The following is a 17547-nucleotide window of genomic DNA, read 5'->3' on the forward strand; positions in this document are numbered from 1 at the left end:
CCCGCGGTGAGCGAGACGAGCCCCAAGCTGCGCGCCGAGCTGGACGGCATCCCCACCTACAAGCCGGGCAGGGCCGCAGCTTCCGACGGCCCGGTCGCCTACAAGCTGTCCTCGAACGAGAACCCCTACCCGCCGCTCCCGGGCGTGATGGAGAGCGCGGTCGCGGCCGCGGGGAGCTTCAACCGCTACCCGGACATGGCGTGCACCGGTCTGATGAACGAGCTGGCCGACCGGTTCGGGGTCCCCCTCACGCACCTGGCCACCGGCACGGGCTCGGTGGGCGTGGCGCAGTCGCTGATCCAGTCCACCTCCGGCCCCGGTGACGAGGTCATGTACGCCTGGCGCTCCTTCGAGGCGTACCCGATCATCACCCAGATCAGTGGAGCGACATCGGTCCGGGTGCCCCTGACCCCGGGTGATGTGCACGATTTGGACGCGATGGCCGCCGCGATCACCGACCGGACCCGGCTGATCTTCGTCTGCAACCCGAACAACCCGACCGGCACCGTGGTGCGCCGGGCCGAGCTGGAGCGCTTCCTCGACCGGGTGCCCTCGGACGTTTTGGTGGTGCTCGACGAGGCCTACCGGGAGTTCATCCGCGACACCGAGGTGCCGGACGGCATCGAAATCTACCGTGACCGTCCGAACGTGGCGGTGTTGCGCACCTTCTCCAAGGCGTACGGGCTCGCCGGGCTGCGGGTCGGCTTCGCGGTGGCCCACGAGCCGGTGGCCGCGGCGCTGCGCAAGACGGCCGTGCCCTTCGGCGTCAGCCAGCTGGCCCAGGACGCGGCGGTCGCCTCGCTGCGTGCCGAGGACGAACTGATGGGCCGCGTCGGCGCGTTGGTGGGCGAGCGCGAGCGGGTGTACGCGGGCCTGGTGCAGCAGGGCTGGACAGTGCCCGAGACACAGGCGAACTTCGTCTGGCTGCGTCTCGGGGAGCGCACGGTCGACTTCGCCGCCGCGTGTGAGGCGGCGGGTGTCGTGGTCCGGCCGTTCGCGGGCGAGGGTGTGCGCGTCACGATCGGCGAGGGAGAGGCCAACGACCTGTTCCTCAAGGTCGCGGAGGGCTTCCGCAAGCAGGCCTGACGCGCGTCGAAGGGCGCCCGTGCGGGCTCCTGTGACGGGCCCCGAAGCCCTGGGGACGCCTCAGGCCGCGTCGACCCGGATCGGGTCCCCGGAGCGGACGGTGGCCAGCTGCCGCGGGTCGCCGTCGATCCGGCCGAGCACGTTGCAGGGGCTCGCGAGCCGGCATTCGTCGCCGCGCGAGATCGGGGTGGGCCCGTACGGCAGCGCGAGCGCGTCGCCGTCGGTCCAGAAGGCCACCGTGCCCGGCTCCACCACCTGCCGGGCGTCCGGCTCCCGGTCGGGGGAGACGGGAGTGTCGAAGTAGACCTCCTCGCCCCAGGTGTGGGCGGTGGAAGTGATCGGGAGCGCCCCCGCGAGCGCCGCGCTCGTCGGGGTTTCTTCGAGGGTCGCGGTGAGGCTGCCCGCGGGCCATGAGATGCGTATGCGCAGCTGGTTCTCCATGGCGCCGAATTCAACAAGATGTTGAAAGTCTTGGGAAGAGGGTGTCCAGAACCGGCCCCGCCACTAAGGGGACCCCCCTGGAGATGTCGACAGCCAGTACGACATAATGCTTGTGAATGTGAACGCGTTCACAAGCGTGTCCCGCTTCATCCCAAGACGTCGGGATTAAAGGGGCAAGCTGCGGCTGTGACCTCGGCGATGTAAGGAGAGTGCCGACGTGGACCTGGCTCTGGCGCCGGAAACCCTGGCGCGATGGCAGTTCGGCATTACCACCGTCTACCACTTCCTCTTCGTTCCCCTGACGATCTCCCTGGCCGCGCTCGTCGCCGGCCTGGAGACGGCCTGGGTGCGAACGGGCAAGGACAAGTACCTCAAGGCGACCAAGTTCTGGGGCAAGCTCTTCCTGATCAACATCGCGATGGGTGTGGTCACGGGCATCGTCCAGGAGTTCCAGTTCGGCATGAACTGGTCCGACTACTCGCGGTTCGTCGGCGACATCTTCGGTGCCCCGCTCGCTTTCGAAGCGCTCATCGCCTTCTTCTTCGAGTCCACCTTCATCGGGCTGTGGATCTTCGGCTGGGACAAGCTGCCGAAGAAGATCCACTGTGCCTGCATCTGGATGGTCTCGATCGGCACCATCCTGTCGGCCTACTTCATCCTGGCCGCCAACTCCTGGATGCAGCACCCGGTCGGCTTCAGGCTCAACAAGGCCACCGGACGCGCGGAACTCACCGACTTCTGGCACGTCCTGACCCAGGACACCACCCTCGTCGTCGTCTTCCACACCCTGACCGCCGCCTTCCTGACCGGTGGCGCGTTCATGGTCGGGGTCGCGGCCATCCACCTGCGCCGCAAGAAGCACATCCCGGTGATGCGCACCTCGCTGCGGCTCGGCCTGGTGACGCTGGTGATCGGCGGACTGCTCACGGCCGTCAGCGGTGACTCGCTCGGCAAGGTCATGTTTAAGCAGCAGCCGATGAAGATGGCCGCCGCCGAAGCCCTGTGGGACGGCCAGAACTCCGCACCCTTCTCGATCTTCGCCGTCGGCGACGTGGCGAAGGGCCACAACGACGTCGAGATCTCGGTGCCCGGAATACTGTCCTTCCTCGCCGACAACAACTTCTCCTCGTACGTCCCCGGCATCAACGACGTGAACAAGGCGGAGCAGCAGAAGTTCGGGCCCGGCGACTACCGGCCCAACATCCCGGTCACCTTCTGGGGCTTCCGCTGGATGATCGGCTTCGGCATGACGTCCTTCGTCATCGGCCTCGTCGGACTCTGGCTCACCCGCAAGAAGTTCATGCTGGCACCGGGGATGAGGACCGGTGAGGACGAGGTGCCGAACCTGGTGCTCTTCAAGAGCACGCCCCTCGGCGCCCGACTGACCAAGTGGTACTGGTTCGCCGCCGTCTGGACGCTCGGTTTCCCGCTGATCGCCAACTCCTGGGGCTGGATCTTCACCGAAATGGGCCGCCAGCCCTGGGTGGTGTACGGCGTGCTGCGCACCAAGGACGCGGTCTCCCCCAACGTCTCGCAGGGCGAGGTCCTCACCTCGATGATCGTCTTCACCCTGCTCTACGCCGTGCTCGCCGTGGTCGAGGTCAAGCTCCTTGTCAAGTACGTCAAGGCCGGCCCGCCCGAGCTCACGGACGACGACCTCAACCCGCCCACCAAGATCGGCGGGGACCACCGTGACCCCGACCGGCCGATGGCCTTCTCGTACTGAGGCTGAGGAGATCGAGGCATGGAACTCCACGACGTCTGGTTCGTACTCATCGCCGTCCTGTGGATCGGCTACTTCTTCCTGGAGGGATTCGACTTCGGGATCGGCATCCTGACGAAGCTGCTGGCCCGGGACCGCACCGAGAAGCGCGTCCTGATCAACACCATCGGGCCGGTCTGGGACGGCAACGAGGTGTGGCTGCTCACGGCCGGCGGCGCGACCTTCGCCGCCTTCCCCGAGTGGTACGCGACGCTCTTCTCCGGCTTCTACCTGCCGCTGCTGATCATCCTGGTCTGCCTGATCGTCCGGGGCGTGGCCTTCGAGTACCGGGCGAAGCGGCCCGAGGAGAAGTGGCAGCGCAACTGGGAGCAGGCCATCTTCTGGACCTCGCTCATCCCGGCGTTCCTCTGGGGCGTGGCCTTCGCCAACATCGTGCGCGGGGTGAAGATCGACGCGCACATGGAGTACGTGGGCAACTTCTGGGACCTGCTCAACCCGTTCGCGATCCTGGGCGGACTGGTCACGCTCACCCTGTTCACCTTCCACGGCGCGGTGTTCGCCTCCCTCAAGACACTCGGCGACATCCGTGAGCGGGCCAGGGCGCTGGCGCTCAAGCTCGGTCTGGTGACGGCGGTGCTCGCGCTCGGCTTCCTGATCTGGACCCAGGCCTCGCGCGGTGACACCAAGAGCCTGATCGCGATGGCCGTCGCCGTGCTCGCGCTGGTCGGGGCGATCGGGGCCATCAGGATCGGACGCGAGGGCTGGTCGTTCGCACTGTCCGGCATCACGATCGCGGCCGCGGTGGCGATGCTCTTCCTGACGCTCTTCCCGAACGTCATGCCGTCCTCGCTGAACGACGCCTGGAACCTGACGGTCTCCAACGCCTCGTCCACCCCGTACACCCTGAAGATCATGACCTGGTGTGCCGGGGTTGCGACCCCGATCGTGCTGCTCTACCAGGGCTGGACCTACTGGGTGTTCCGCAAGCGGATCGGCACCAAGAACATCGCCGAGGCGCACTGACCGCCGAGGTCCGCACGGTTCAACGGGGTGTGTTTCACGTGAAACACACCCCTCCGGGCCCGCTCTGATCCTTCTGTTGGGGGATGTTTCACGTGAAACCGATCGACCCGCGCCTGCTCCGGTACGCCCGCGCAACCCGCTTCTTCCTCGCGGCCGTGGTGGCCCTCGGCCTGGCCGGGGCGGGACTGATCATCGCCCAGGCCATGCTCATCGCCGAGGTCGTCGTGGGGGCGTTCCAGCACGGCCAGGGCACGGCCGGCCTGAAGACGCCGCTGCTGCTCCTCGCGGTGGTCGCGGCCGGGCGGGCCCTGGTCTCCTGGCTGACGGAGCTCGCCGCCAACCGGGCGAGCGCGGCGGTCAAGTCGGAGCTGCGGGGCCGGCTCCTGGAGCGGGCGGCCGGGCTCGGCCCCGAGTGGCTGAGCGGTCAGCGCACGGGATCGCTCGTCGCTCTCGCCACCCGCGGGGTCGACGCCCTCGACGACTACTTCGCGCGCTATCTGCCCCAACTCGGCCTCGCCGTCGTCGTACCCGTGGCCGTGCTCGCGCGGATCGTCACCGAGGACTGGGTGTCCGCGGCGACCATCGTCGTGACCCTGCCGCTCATCCCCCTGTTCATGGCGCTCATCGGCTGGGCCACGCAGTCGCAGATGGACCGCCAGTGGCGGCTGCTGTCCCGGCTGTCGGGGCACTTCCTCGACGTGGTCGCCGGACTGCCGACGCTGAAGGTCTTCGGGCGGGCCAAGGCGCAGGCGGAGTCGATCAGGACGATCACCTCGGACTATCGCAGGGCGACCCTGAAGACCCTGCGGATCGCCTTCATCTCGTCCTTCGCCCTCGAACTGCTCGCCACGATCTCGGTCGCGCTGGTCGCGGTCGGCATCGGCATGCGCCTCGTCCACGGCGATCTCGACCTGTACACCGGCCTGGTGATCCTGGTCCTGGCGCCCGAGGCCTATCTGCCGCTGCGCCAGGTCGGCGCCCAGTACCACGCCGCGGCCGAGGGCCTTTCCGCCGCGGAGGAGATCTTCGAGGTCCTGGAGACCCCGCTGCCCGGGAGCGGCACGGCGGCGGTGCCCGCGGGGCCGGTCCGCATCGAGGTCGACGGCGTGACCGTCCGCCACCCGGGACGCACCGAACCCTCCCTTTCCGCCGCCTCCCTGGTCATCGAGCCGGGCGAGACCGTGGCGCTGACCGGGCCGAGCGGCGTCGGGAAGTCGACGCTCCTCAACGCGGTCCTCGGCTTCGTGGCACCGGAGGGAGACGGCCGCATCCTGGTCTCCGGGACGGACCTCGCATCGCTGGCCCCGGCCGGCTGGCGTGAGCACATCGCTTGGGTGCCGCAGCGGCCACACCTCTTCGCCGGGACGATCGCGGAGAACGTCCGTCTCGCCCGGCCGGACGCGGACGACGCCGCCGTGCTCGACGCGCTGCGCGAGGCCGGCGCCTACGACTTCGTGGCCGCGCTCCCGAACGGTGTCGCGACCGTCCTCGGTGAGGGCGGCGCGGGCCTGTCCGCCGGTCAGCGCCAACGCCTTGCCCTGGCCCGGGCGTTCCTGGCCGACCGGCCGGTGCTGCTGCTCGACGAGCCGACCGCCGCGCTCGACGGCGAGACCGAGGCCGCCATCGTCGACGCGGTGCGCCGGCTCGCGGTGGGCCGTACGGTCCTGCTCGTGGTGCACCGCCCGGCGCTGCTCGCCGTGGCGGACCGCGTCGTGGAGCTGAGGCCCGCCGCCCCCCTGCCCCACGTCCCGTCCCGGATTCCGTCCGGTTCGGCCTCAACTGCCGGTCCAGTGAAGGCTGTTGAGGCAGTCGCAGAGGCTGCGACAGCGCGTCCCGCCGATGTTGCCGTCCGCAATCCGCTGGCCCGGGTCCGCGCCGCGGCCCGAGGGCTGCGCGGCCGTATCGCGCTGGCTTTGCTGCTCGGCGCCCTGGCGCTCGGCTCGGCCGTCGGCCTCATGGCGACGTCCGGCTGGCTCATCTCGCGAGCCGCGCAACAACCCCCGGTCCTCTATCTGATGGTGGCCGTCACCGCGACCCGGGCTTTCGGGATCGGGCGCGCGGTGTTCCGCTACGCCGAGCGTCTCGTCTCGCACGACGCCGTGCTGCGGATGCTCGCCGAACTGCGCGTCGCGGTCTACCGGCAGCTGGAGCGGATCGCGCCCGCCGGGCTGCGCGAGACCCGGCGCGGCGATCTGCTGTCCCGTCTCGTCGCCGACGTCGACGAACTCCAGGACTACTGGTTGCGCTGGGCCCTGCCCGCCGGGGTCGCCGTCGTCGTGTCCGTGCTCAGCGCCGGTTTCACGGCGTGGCTGTTGCCGGAGGCCGGCGCGGTGCTCGCCGTGGGACTCCTCGTCGCCGGGGTCGTCGTCCCGTGCGTCAGTGGAGCCCTGGCCCGAAGGGCCGAGCGACAGCTGGCCCCGGCCCGGGGAGCGCTCGCCACCCGGGTGGCCGATCTGCTCACCGGAACGGGCGAGCTGACCGTGGCGGGGGCGCTGGGCCGCCGCTCCGACGACGTGAGGGACGCCGACACGACGCTGACCCGGATCGCCTCGCGGGGCGCGGCGGCCACCGCGCTCGGCGCCGGTCTCTCCGCGCTGACCTGCGGACTCACCGTGGCGGCGGCCGCGCTGATCGGCGTGGGGGCCGTGGCGGCCGGACGCCTCGACGGGGTGCAGCTCGCGGTGGTGGTGCTGGTGCCGCTCGCCGCCTTCGAGGCCGTGACCGGGCTACCGCTCGCCGTGCAGTCCCGCCAGCGGGTGCGGCGCAGTGCCGAGCGCGTCTACGAGGTGCTTGACACGCCCGCCCCCGTGCGGGAACCGGATGCGCCCGCCACCGCGCCCACCTCGCCGTTCCCGCTGGAGCTGCACGGCATCGGGGCCCGGTACGCGGGACAGGAGCGGGACGCGCTGCACGACTTCGCGCTGCGCCTCACCCAGGGCATGCGGATCGCCGTCGTCGGCACCTCCGGGTCCGGCAAGACCACCCTTGCCCAGGTGCTGCTCCGCTTCCTGGATGCCCGGACCGGTACATACGGGATCGGCGGGAGCGAGGCGAGCCGGCTCGACGGCGACGACGTACGCCGGCTGGTTGGGCTGTGTGCCCAGGACGCGCACCTCTTCGACAGCTCCGTAAGGGAGAACCTGAGGCTCGCCCGCACCGACGCGACCGATGAGGACCTGCGGTCCGCCCTGGGGCGGGCCCGGCTCCTGGACTGGGTCGACGGACTGCCGGACGGCCTCGACACCCTCGTGGGCGAACACGGGGCCCGGTTGTCCGGCGGCCAGCGCCAGCGGCTCGCCCTGGCCCGCGCCCTGCTCGCCGACTTCCCGGTGCTGGTCCTCGACGAGCCCGCCGAGCACTTGGACCTGGCGACCGCCGACGCGCTCACCGCCGACCTCCTGTCGGCCACCGAAGGCCGTACGACGGTGCTGATCACCCACCGGCTGCGCGGACTGGAAGCCGTGGACGAGGTGATCGTGCTCGATGAGGGCCGGACCGTACAGCGCGGCACTTATGACGCGCTCGCGCTCATCGACGGGCCTTTGCGGGGCATGCTGGAACGAGAGCGCGAGACCGATGCCCGGCAGCACCCGACTTTCCTCGCCAAATAGGACTAACTAGTCTCAAGGCATGCCAGTCCCGCCAGACCCGAACAGGCCCACGGGCCACCAGGACGTCACGGACCTGGACCGCCAAGACCCGGAACGTCCGGGTCAGGATCCGCTCGAAGCGGCGACCCGGGCCACTCGCAGCCTCCAGGGACTCTCCACCGAGCTGACCGCTCGGGTGCCCCAACTGCTTGAGGCGATGCGCTCGGTGGGCACCGGGCTGGAACTGCATTCGACGCTGGACCGGATCTGTGAGACGGCCGCCGAGCTCGCCGACGCACGGTACGCGGCGATCGGCGTCGTGAACGAGGAGGGCCGGGGGCTCTCCGACTTCGTGACGTACGGGGTCGGCGACGACCAAGCCCGGGCGATCGGGCATCGGCCGGACGGGCACCGAGGGCTGCTCGGCTGGCTCATCCACCATCCCGAGCCGCTCCGGCTCGCCGAGATCTCCGCCGACCCGCGCTCGGCCGGGCTGCCTCCGAACCATCCGCCGATGCGCACCTTCCTCGGCGTCCCCATCCGCGTGCAGGGCGAGATCTTCGGCAACCTGTATCTCACCGAGAAGCACGGCGGCGGCGAATTCAACGACTACGACCTGCACATGGTGCGGGTGCTCGCCACCGAGGCCGGAATCGCCATCGGCAACGCACGGCTCTACGAGGCGGCGCGTCAGCGTGAGCGGTGGATCGACGGCTCGGTCGCCGTCACCACGGCCCTGCTGTCGGGCGGAGACGCGGACGATGCTCTGGAGGTCGTCGCCGAACAGGCCCGCCACCTCGCGGTCTCCGATGCCGGCATAGTGCTGCTGCCCGCGGAGGAGGGCGGTCTGGAGATCGTCGCGGTCTCCGCCGACAATCCGCGCGTCTCACTCGGCCTGGTGATTCCGCCGGAGAGCCCGGTCGTCTCCACCCTGCTGGAGGGCGAGGCGGTCTTCGTCGAAGACGCAGCCACCGATCCGCGCATGATCACCAAACTGTCCGAGCGCTACGGGCCGAGCATGCTGCTGCCCTTGCAGAGCGGCGGGCGGGTCCTCGGTGCCCTCGCCACGCCCCGGGTCCGCGGCGGGCGGCCCTTCACCGAGGCCGAGCGGACCCTGGCCAGCCAGTTCGCTTCCCAGGCGGCACTCGCCCTGATGATGGCGGAGGCCCAGCGGGACCGGGAACGTCTCGCGGTGTACGAGGACCGTGACCGGATCGCCCGCGACCTGCACGACCTCGTCATCCAGCGCCTTTTCGCCACCGGGATGATGCTGGAGGGGGCTCAGCGCAAGTCGATCGTGCCCGAGGTGCAGCGTGGCATCGGCAAGGCGGTCGACGAGCTCGACGTCACCATTCAGGAGATCCGCACCGCGATCTTCGCGCTCCAGCAGGGCCCGGCCGAGGCGCCCTCCGGGCTGCGCACCCGTGTGCTGCGGGAGATCAACATGGCCGCCGTGCCACTCGGCTTCAAGCCGGCCCACCGTTTCCTCGGCGCCGTGGACACCCTGGTCGGCGAACTGACCGGCAAGAACCTGATCGCGGCCTTGCGCGAGGCCCTCTCGAACGCCTTCCGGCACGCGGAGGCATCGCGGATCGAGGTCGTCATCGACGCCACGGCCCAACTGCCGGACGGCAGCGCGGGAGTGCGCCTGACGGTCGCGGACAACGGGGTGGGGATCCCGTCGGGTGGCCGTCGCAGCGGACTGCGCAACCTTCAGCGGCGTGCGGAGGCGCTCGGAGGTTCCAGCTCGTACGGCCCCGGGCTCGGTGACGGCGGGGGCGGCACGACCGTCGTGTGGGAGGCGCCGATCTGAGACGCACTCCTGGTGGGGCGGGGCGACACGGGGGTGGAGCCGCGCCCTCGGGGGCGCGCTGTTTCACGTGAAACACCGGGGGCGTTTCACGTGAAACGCCCCCGCCCCAGGGTCCGGGCAGGGGGTGGCGCGTGTCTGTCCGTTGTCAGAGGGCCTTGAGGATCTGCTCGATCACGACCGCCACGCCGTCCTCGTTGTTGGCGGCCGTGCGTCCGGTCGCGGTGGCCAGGACATCGGGGTGGGCGTTGCCCATCGCGTACGACGTGCCGGCCCAGCTCAGCATTTCCATGTCGTTCGGCATGTCGCCGAAGGCCACCACCTCGGCGGGCGAGATGCCGCGCTCGGCACAGCACAGCGCGAGCGTGGAGGCCTTCGAGACGCCGGCTCCGCTGATCTCCAGGAGTGCGGTCGGGCTGGACCGGGTGATCTCGGCGCGTGCCCCGACCGCCGTGCGGGCCAGGGCGAGGAAGTCGTCGGGGGCCAGTTCGGGGTGGAAGGCGAGGACCTTGAGCACCGGTTGCTTCGCCGTGGCGGCGTCCTCGGCCAGGAGCTTCTCCGCCGGCGCGATGCTCGCCGCGGGGTCCATGTGCAGGGGCGGATAGGCGAGTTCATGGTGGAAGCCCCCGGTGCGCTCGACCGCGAAGGACGTGCCCGGTACGGCCGAGCGCAGCAGACTGACGACATCGAGAGCCGCGGCCCGCTCCAGCGGCCGCACCTTCACGAAGCGGGGGCCGTCGCCGTCACCGTGCAGATCCACCACGGCCGCCCCGTTGCCGCAGATCGCCAGGCCGTGACCGTGGACGTGGGCGCTGACGACGTCCATCCAGCGGGCCGGACGGCCGGTGACGAAGAAGACCTCGATGCCCGCCTCCTCGGCGGCGGCCAGCGCAGCGACCGTACGGTCCGACACGGACTTGTCGTCGCGCAGCAGGGTGCCGTCCAGATCGGTCGCGATGAGCCGCGGTGCGGTGGGCACGGGGCGGATGGCCGGGGCGGGGTCGGTAGCAGAGGTCACCGGGCCATTGTTCCGTACGCGAACGCACGGGCGTGCGAGGAGGCGCACAGATGAGAGCGCTCGTCGGTGCGCGTGGGGCACAGGGGGCGTACGTACGCCATACACGGGAGCGCGGCGTTCAGCCGTGGCCTCGGGCCCGCTTGCTGGAGCACCTGGCGTGCCGAGGTCGGGGGGTGGTTGTCCGCGCGCATCCTATGAATCCGTCCACACGTCCGGGGCAGACGGGCGGGATGGGACAGATCCGGGTCGGAACCTGCTCGTGGACGGACAAGGCGCTGGTGTCCAGCGGCTGGTACCCCAAGGGGCATCGCGACGCCGAGGGCAGAATCCGTCACTACGCCGGACAGTTCCCGGTGGTGGAGGTGGACTCCACGTACTACGGGCTGCCCAGCACCCGCAACAGTCTGCTGTGGGTGGACCGAACCCCTGAGGGCTTCCGGTTCGACGTGAAGGCATTCTCCCTGCTCACCGGACACCCCACCCGGCCGGAAGCGCTCCCCGCCGACCTGCGACCGGCCCTCGCGCGACACCGGGAGCGGACCGGCGTCGATCCGGGGCTGCTGACCGAAGTGTGGAACCGGTACAGCGCCGCTCTCGAACCCCTGCGAGCCGCCGGCCGTCTGGGGACGCTGGTCTTCCAGTTCCCTCGCCGGTTCGTACCGGGGAAGCACGCGGTGGAGTTTCTGCGCCGGTGCCGCGAACGTGCCGCGGGGTGGCCGACGGCCGTGGAGTTCCGGCATCCCGACTGGTGGCGGGAGGACCACATCGACACGACGACCGCCCTTCTCGCGGAGCTGGACACGACCGCCGTGGTCGTGGACATGGTGCGTACGCTGCCGGATTCCGTCCCACCGGTCGTGCGGGTCACCAGCCCGGAGCTCGCTCTGGTGCGCTTCCACGGTCGCAGCAGCGCTTGGGGGACGGGCACCAAGGAAGAGCGATTCCGGTATGAGTACGCACCCGAGGAGCTCGCAGAGTGGGTGCCGCGCATCCGTGAGATGACCGAGCAGGCCAGGGAAGTCCACGTGCTGTTCAACAACTGCTGCGGTGACGCCGCCGTTCGCGCCGCGCAGTCGATGCGACACCTGCTCGATCTCTCGTAGGGTCGAGCCATGCGATTGAGCACTGTGATTCTCCCGGTACGCCGCTGGCACGACGGCGGTCGCGACGAGTGGCTGCGCGCCGAGGAGCTGGGGTTCCACACCGCGTACACCTACGACCACCTGTCCTGGCGTACGTTCCGCGACGGCCCGTGGTTCGGCGCGGTCCCCACGCTCACGGCCGCCGCTGCCGCCACCACCCGGCTGCGCCTCGGCACCCTCGTCACCTCGCCGAACTTCCGGCACCCGGTGACCCTCGCCAAGGACCTGATCACCCTCGACGACGTCTCGAACGGCCGGATCACCCTCGGGATCGGCGCCGGCGGCAACGGGTTCGACGCCACCGCGCTGGGCCAGGAGGCGTGGACGCCGCGTGAACGGGCTGACCGCTTCGGCGCGTTCGTACCGCTGCTCGACCGGCTGCTCACCGAGGACTCGGTGACGTACGACGGCACGTTCTACTCGGCGGTCGAGGCACGCAACCTGCCCGGCTGTGTCCAGCGGCCCAGGATTCCGTTCGCGGTGGCCGCGACCGGCCCGCGCGGGCTGCGCCTCGCGGCGAAGCACGGGCAGGCCTGGGTGACCACGGGCGACCCGAAGCTGTTCGAGTCGGGTACCCCCGAGGAGTCCATCGCGGCAATCCGGGGACAGATCGAGAAGCTGGGTGCGGCGTGCGCGGAGACGGGGCGCGACGTGGGCGAACTGGACAAGATCCTGCTCACCGGCTTCACCCCGCAGCCCGGTCGTCCGCTGGAATCCCTGGACGCGTTCGTGGACTTCGCGGGCCGGCACTTCGAGCTCGGCTTCACCGAGATCGTGCTGCACGCGCCGATCCCCGATTCCGACTTCGCGGCCGACCCGAAGATCTTCGAGCAGATCGCGACCGAAGGGCTCGCGCAGCTCGGGCGCTAGCCCTTCCGGCCGCGGACGTGCGCGCTCATCCAGGGGGTGAGCGCGCCGAGCAGCACCAGTTCCTTGTAGGTCTCGTCGCCGGGCAATGGCACGACCAGCCACCAGCCCGGTGGGAAGAGCCGGCCCTTGACGTGGGCGAGGCCGCCGTAGACGGAACGCAGGAAGACGGGCACGTCGTCGCGGGGGATGTCGTGGAACTCCACGCCGTCGACGGTGATCAGGGCGTCGTCCTCCGGATGGATGCGCACCGACACGGACGGTGTGCCACCCAGTTCGACGTACGCCTCGTGCGGCAGCGAGCCGTCCGGGTCGAGCACCGCGAACACGCCGGCCGAAGTACGGCGCGAGGTCCGGTCCGCTCCGATGTCGTCGGTGACCTCGACCTCCAGGCGGTACTCGTCGGCGATCCCGCGGATGGCGGTGACGACGGATTCGGTGCTGGGCAGGTGGGGTCGGTGCATGGGACCGATTATCCCGAGCGAGCCGCTCAGGTGCGCAGCCGCACGTACTCCGGCGGTACGGCTTCGGCGAGCCAGACCCCGTTGGCGCTGACGTGGAAGACATGGCCGGCCCGGTGCATCGCCCCGGCGTCCACGCCGAGGACCACGGGGCGGCCGCGACGGGCGCCGACCTTGGCGGCGGTCTCCCGGTCGGGCGAGAGGTGCACATGGTGGCGCCCCATCGGGCGCAGTCCCTCGGCGCGGATCGCGGCCAGACTGCGGGCCACGGTGCCGTGATAGAGGTACGCGGGCGGTTCGGCGGTCGCCAGACCGAGGTCGACGGCGACGGTGTGGCCCTGGCTGGCGCGGATCCGGCCGCCCTCCACGGCGAAGCGCCGCTTGTCGTTGGTGGCGACCACATGGTCCAGCTCGGCGCGGGTGATGGGGAAGCGGTGCGCGGCCGAGGCCCGCAGCAGCACGTCGATGTCGACCCAGCCGTTCGGATCGAGGGCGAGACCGATCCGCTCGGGCTGGTGGCGCAGGTGTTTCGAGAGGTATCTGGACACCTTGACGGTGCGTCTGTCGTCCGGGAGCACCCCGGCGCGCTCGCCCGGTGATTCCCGCGGGATGTCTGTCATGCCGTCAGGGTGCCGGGCCGGACGGGCCCGCGGCATCTCCATTTTCCTCGTGGCGCGGCCCGTCAGGGCGTGAGCTGCTCCGCCGCCCAGCGGGCCCACCCCTCGTGCATCTCGCTGAGCCGCTTGCCGTACTCCATGGCGAGGCGGCCGTGCACCGAGAGCGGATCGCCGCCCCAGTCGATGGCGGCCTCCGCCTCCTGGAGCCCGGCGAGCTGCCGGGCCGAGCGCTCGGCTTCACCAAGCAGATAGGTACGCGCTTCGAGCCGCGTGAGCTCGCCGAGGAAGAAGACCCGGAGCAGGGAGTCGCTGCGGCGGGTGCGGGTCGGCTCGACCTCGGTGAGCCAGTGATGCAGTTCCGCTCTGCCGGCGGGGGTGATCGCGTACTCCTTGCGGCCGCGCGGCCCCTCGGCGGACACCTCGACCAGACCGCCGTCGGCGAGTTTCCCCAATTCTCCGTATACCTGGCTCTGGGTCGCCGACCAGACGTGGGCCAGCGAGGTCTCGAACCGCTTCATCAGGTCGTAACCGCTGGCCGGACGATCGGCGAGCAGCCCCAGGACTGCGTGGCGAAGGCTCATGCCACCACTCTACCTTCCACTCTTGACACGTCAAAGCAGGAACCTCTACATTCGACATGTCGAAGTTGGAATGTGGAGCTGAGCGGAAACGCTCGGAACAGAGGGGACTCCCATGAGCTACCTGCGCGGATTCGTCCCGTGGATCGTCTTCGCCGTCGTCGGCAGCGCGCACTGGCAGTGGGGCGCGCTCACCGCTCTCGTCGCCGGTGGCTACCTCTTCGCCATGGACCGCAGGCGCGGCTTGAGCGCCGAGGCCCTGATCCTTGAGCAGTCCACGATCGCCTTCTTCACCGTTCTGAGCGTCCTCGCCTTCGCCGCCCCCGACAGCGGGCTCCGCGACTACGGCGGCGCGCTGGCCACGGGCTGGCTGGCCCTGACCGCCTGGGCCACGCTGGCCGTCCGCAGGCCCTTCACCACCGGGATCGCCAAGCGGCAGGCGCCGCCCGAGGTGTGGACCAACCCGGTGTTCCTGCGGATCAACGTGGTACTGACCTCCGTCTGGGCCCTGGCCTTCACCCTGACGGCGACCGCCCTGGCCGTGATCGACGCCGAGGCGCTCGGCAGCACCGCCTCGACAGCCGTTCAGGTCGCGGGCTTCGCCATCCCGGCCGTCATCACCGCCCGGTACCCCGAGCGCGCCCGCCGTGCCGCCGTCCAGAAGGGAGCCTGACGATGACCACCACCCCCGGGGCCGCCATCCCGTCCGCCGGACCCATGGCGTCGAAGCCGTCCGCCCCCCACCTCGCGGGCAACTTCGCCCCCGTCGCCCAAGAGCTGACCGCCCACGAGCCGGCGGTGACCGGTGCCATCCCGCCCGAGCTGAGCGGCTGGTACGTGCGCAACGGGCCCAACCCGCAGGACGCGGCCTCAGCCCACTGGTTCTTCGGGGACGGCATGGTCCACGGCGTCCGTATCGACGGGGGCAGGGCCCGCACCTACCGCAATCGCTGGGTCCGCACCTCGTCCTTCACCGACGGCGCCCGGGTCCACGACCGGCAGGGCAACACCGACCTGACCGCCGGGGCCGCCAACACCCACGTGGTGCGGCACGCCGGGCACACGCTGGCCCTGGTCGAGTCGTCCTTCCCCTGTGAACTGGACTTCCGGCCCGGGCGCGAGCTGGAGACGCTGGGGCCCTACGACTTCGACGGCCGTCTCACCACCGCCATGACCGCCCACCCCAAGACCTGCCCGGTCACCGGAGAGCTGCACTTCTTCGGATACGGGACGCTGGACCAGCCTTTTCTGACCTATCACCGAGCCGATGCCCAGGGCGAGTTGGTGGTGAGCCGGTCGGTGGAGATGCCGGCGGCCACGATGATGCACGACTTCCATCTCACCGCCTCCCACGTGGTGTTCATGGACCTCCCGGCCGTCTTCGACCCGCAGACGGCGAAGCGGCCCGGCGGCGGCCTCCCCTACCGCTGGGACGAGGAGTACGGGGCCCGGCTCGGCGTGCTGCGCAGGGACGATCCGTACGGCGAGGTGCGCCGGCTGACGATCGACCCCTGCTATGTCTTCCACGCCCTGAACGCATACGACGAGCCCGGGGACGGCGCCGGGCACGGGGAGCGGATCGTGCTGCACGTCGTGCGGTACGAGCGTCTGGGGGCGAGCGGGCCCACGCTGTGGAAGTGGACGCTCGACCTGGCGGCGGGCACGGTGCGGGAGGAGCAGCTCGACGACCAGGCGTGCGAGTTCCCCCGGGTCGACGACCGGCTTGCCGGGCTCCAGTCCCGGTTCGGGCACGTCACGGTGAGCCGGACCCCGCCCTCGGGGCCGATATCGGGGGCACTGCTCCGGTACGACCTGCGGACGGGAGCGATGGCGCGTCATGAGTTCGGGGCGGGGCGGGCCCCGGCGGAGGCGGCCTTCGCCCCGGCGGACGACCGGCCGGGCGGCCCGGGGTGGTTGCTCAGCTACGTGTACGACGCGGCCAGGGATGCCAGCGATCTCGTCATCCTGGACGCGGACGACCTCGCGGCTCCACCGGTGGCGACGGTCCATCTTCCCCAGCGCGTGCCGTTCGGTTTCCACGGCAACTGGCTCGCCGATCGATGAATGAGGTGATGCCAATCACCTTATTGAGGAGGGCAGTTGGGTTTCATCCACAGCGAAGTCACTTTATCCACAGGCAAATTGAAAGCGCTGTGGACAAGTGGCGTCCGATAAGGGGGATTTGGTGAAGTTCGCTTCGGTATGGGCTATTTAAGGCTTCCGTAGCTCATCGCTGTCGTGAGTTGGAAGCATCAGAGCATCCAACGTCCTTGCTCCGACTTCGCGTTCGGCCGCGGCCGCGATGAACGCGGCGACGTTGTCCTGGCCCACCAGTGCCTGAACGGCCCGGACCGTGGCCGAGGGCAGCGCCACCGGGCCCGGGTCCGGCTCGGTGGGCGCGGCGGTCGGCGTTCCCAGATGGCGCTGGAGGTGTCGGGTGGCGAACAGGCGCATCGCGCGGGCGAGTTCGGCATCGACGGTCTGCTGGGCCAGAGGGCGCAGCCGACGCACTAGATCGGCCGCTTCGGCCGCCTCCGTGTCGGTCGGAGGGCGGTGACCCAGGTAACGGGCGAAGACGTGTTCCGTGGTGAAGTCGAGGAAGCGGGCAGCGATGTGTTCGACCTGGCCGCGCAGCTCGCGCAGATGCCCGGCGATGGCGTCGAGGGGCACGCCGGCGGCGTGCAACTCGGCTGCTACCGCCAGCTCTTGGGGGCTGGGGACGAGGAACTCGGAGTCGTTGTCCGGGACGCGTTCCAGGATGCCGAGTTCCACGGCCTCGGCCACGGCCTCGTCGTCGGGTTCGCCGCCGAAGGTCTCGTCGAGATCGGCGCGGGAGATCCGGGCGGCCTCCTCGTCCGTCCACGGACCGTTGACCTCGGCGACCAGACCGAGCACTCCGCCGAGCCCCCGCCCGGCGTCCCAGGCCTCCAGGAGTTCCTTGATGGAGGCCAGGGTGTAGCCGCGGTCCAGGAGGTCGGCGATCTGGTGCAGCCGGGCCAGGTGGGTGTCGCCGTACACATTGGAGCGGCCGCGCCGCTCGGGCCGGGGCAGCAGGCCCCGGTCCTGGTAGGCGCGGATGGTGCGGACCGTGGCGCCGCTGGCGTGCGCCAGATCCTCGATCCGGTACTCGGCCGGCGCCGCCGGCGGCACCACCTGCTGAAGTGCTGACTGCCCGGACAAAACCACTCCCT

The 17547-nt window shown here is 70.4% G+C and carries 15 protein-coding genes; 9 read left to right on the forward strand and 6 right to left on the reverse strand.

Annotated elements, in window-relative coordinates; translation table 11 throughout:
• Nucleotides 1-6 precede the first annotated feature (6 nt).
• Nucleotides 7-1086, forward strand: a complete 1080-nt coding sequence (hisC, locus tag ACFYNP_RS03130) for a histidinol-phosphate transaminase (protein ID WP_388782035.1) — start codon at nucleotides 7-9, stop codon at nucleotides 1084-1086.
• A gap of 60 nt (nucleotides 1087-1146) precedes the next feature.
• Here the strand turns inward: hisC and ACFYNP_RS03135 are convergent, their stop codons facing one another.
• Nucleotides 1147-1527 (reverse strand): cyclophilin-like fold protein, encoded by a 381-nt coding sequence (locus tag ACFYNP_RS03135; RefSeq protein ID WP_388782038.1) that lies wholly within the window; start codon nucleotides 1525-1527, stop codon nucleotides 1147-1149.
• A 217-nt stretch (nucleotides 1528-1744) separates the two neighbouring features.
• On the opposite strand from ACFYNP_RS03135, the gene ACFYNP_RS03140 reads away from it, so the two are divergent.
• From ACFYNP_RS03140 to ACFYNP_RS03155, 4 genes are all read left to right on the forward strand, one after another.
• On the forward strand, nucleotides 1745-3253 hold the full coding sequence (locus ACFYNP_RS03140) for a cytochrome ubiquinol oxidase subunit I (protein WP_388782041.1): 1509 nt from the start codon (nucleotides 1745-1747) through the stop codon (nucleotides 3251-3253).
• An 18-nt stretch (nucleotides 3254-3271) separates the two neighbouring features.
• On the forward strand, nucleotides 3272-4273 hold the full coding sequence (cydB, locus tag ACFYNP_RS03145) for a cytochrome d ubiquinol oxidase subunit II (RefSeq protein WP_388414113.1): 1002 nt from the start codon (nucleotides 3272-3274) through the stop codon (nucleotides 4271-4273).
• Between the two features lie 83 nt (nucleotides 4274-4356).
• Nucleotides 4357-7884 carry a thiol reductant ABC exporter subunit CydD gene (cydD, locus tag ACFYNP_RS03150; protein ID WP_388782044.1) on the forward strand — a complete coding sequence of 1176 codons (3528 nt, stop codon included), beginning with the start codon at nucleotides 4357-4359 and terminating at the stop codon, nucleotides 7882-7884.
• A 19-nt stretch (nucleotides 7885-7903) separates the two neighbouring features.
• Nucleotides 7904-9676: a GAF domain-containing sensor histidine kinase gene (locus ACFYNP_RS03155; protein ID WP_388782047.1), complete on the forward strand. Its 1773-nt coding sequence runs from the start codon at nucleotides 7904-7906 to the stop codon at nucleotides 9674-9676.
• Nucleotides 9677-9821: 145 nt separating this feature from the next.
• On the opposite strand, the gene ACFYNP_RS03160 is transcribed toward ACFYNP_RS03155, so the two are convergent.
• On the reverse strand, nucleotides 9822-10691 hold the full coding sequence (locus tag ACFYNP_RS03160) for a Cof-type HAD-IIB family hydrolase (RefSeq protein ID WP_388782050.1): 870 nt from the start codon (nucleotides 10689-10691) through the stop codon (nucleotides 9822-9824).
• A 230-nt stretch (nucleotides 10692-10921) separates the two neighbouring features.
• On the opposite strand from ACFYNP_RS03160, the gene ACFYNP_RS03165 reads away from it, so the two are divergent.
• Nucleotides 10922-11794: a DUF72 domain-containing protein gene (locus tag ACFYNP_RS03165; protein ID WP_388782053.1), complete on the forward strand. Its 873-nt coding sequence runs from the start codon at nucleotides 10922-10924 to the stop codon at nucleotides 11792-11794.
• Between the two features lie 9 nt (nucleotides 11795-11803).
• Complete coding sequence (locus ACFYNP_RS03170; RefSeq protein WP_388782056.1) at nucleotides 11804-12703, forward strand: LLM class flavin-dependent oxidoreductase; 900 nt, start codon at nucleotides 11804-11806, stop codon at nucleotides 12701-12703.
• Here the strand turns inward: ACFYNP_RS03170 and ACFYNP_RS03175 are convergent.
• The 3 genes from ACFYNP_RS03175 to ACFYNP_RS03185 all read right to left on the reverse strand — a co-directional run bounded on the left by ACFYNP_RS03175 (nucleotide 12700) and on the right by ACFYNP_RS03185 (nucleotide 14359).
• Entirely contained in the window at nucleotides 12700-13164 is a 465-nt protein-coding gene (locus ACFYNP_RS03175; RefSeq protein WP_388782058.1) for a hypothetical protein, read from the reverse strand. The genes ACFYNP_RS03170 and ACFYNP_RS03175 overlap by 4 nt on opposite strands.
• A 26-nt stretch (nucleotides 13165-13190) precedes the next feature.
• Complete coding sequence (locus ACFYNP_RS03180) at nucleotides 13191-13781, reverse strand: RNA 2'-phosphotransferase (protein WP_388782061.1); 591 nt, start codon at nucleotides 13779-13781, stop codon at nucleotides 13191-13193.
• A 62-nt stretch (nucleotides 13782-13843) separates the two neighbouring features.
• The gene (locus ACFYNP_RS03185; protein ID WP_388414135.1) at nucleotides 13844-14359 is read right to left on the reverse strand and encodes a PadR family transcriptional regulator; all 516 of its coding nucleotides are present in this window, start codon (nucleotides 14357-14359) and stop codon (nucleotides 13844-13846) included.
• Nucleotides 14360-14471: 112 nt separating this feature from the next.
• On the opposite strand from ACFYNP_RS03185, the gene ACFYNP_RS03190 reads away from it, so the two are divergent.
• Together ACFYNP_RS03190 and ACFYNP_RS03195 are read left to right on the forward strand one after the other, a co-directional pair.
• A complete protein-coding gene (locus ACFYNP_RS03190) occupies nucleotides 14472-15029 on the forward strand; it encodes a hypothetical protein (RefSeq protein WP_388414138.1) in 558 nt (185 codons plus the stop codon).
• A gap of 2 nt (nucleotides 15030-15031) precedes the next feature.
• Nucleotides 15032-16420, forward strand: coding sequence for a carotenoid oxygenase family protein (locus tag ACFYNP_RS03195; protein WP_388782064.1), 1389 nt, complete (start codon nucleotides 15032-15034; stop codon nucleotides 16418-16420).
• Between the two features lie 147 nt (nucleotides 16421-16567).
• Here ACFYNP_RS03195 and ACFYNP_RS03200 read toward each other — a convergent pair whose 3' ends face one another.
• On the reverse strand, nucleotides 16568-17536 hold the full coding sequence (locus ACFYNP_RS03200) for a MerR family transcriptional regulator (RefSeq protein ID WP_388414143.1): 969 nt from the start codon (nucleotides 17534-17536) through the stop codon (nucleotides 16568-16570).
• Nucleotides 17537-17547: the final 11 nt, after the last annotated feature.

Source organism: Streptomyces sp. NPDC006691, from assembly GCF_042869955.1.
Classification (GTDB): domain Bacteria; phylum Actinomycetota; class Actinomycetes; order Streptomycetales; family Streptomycetaceae; genus Streptomyces.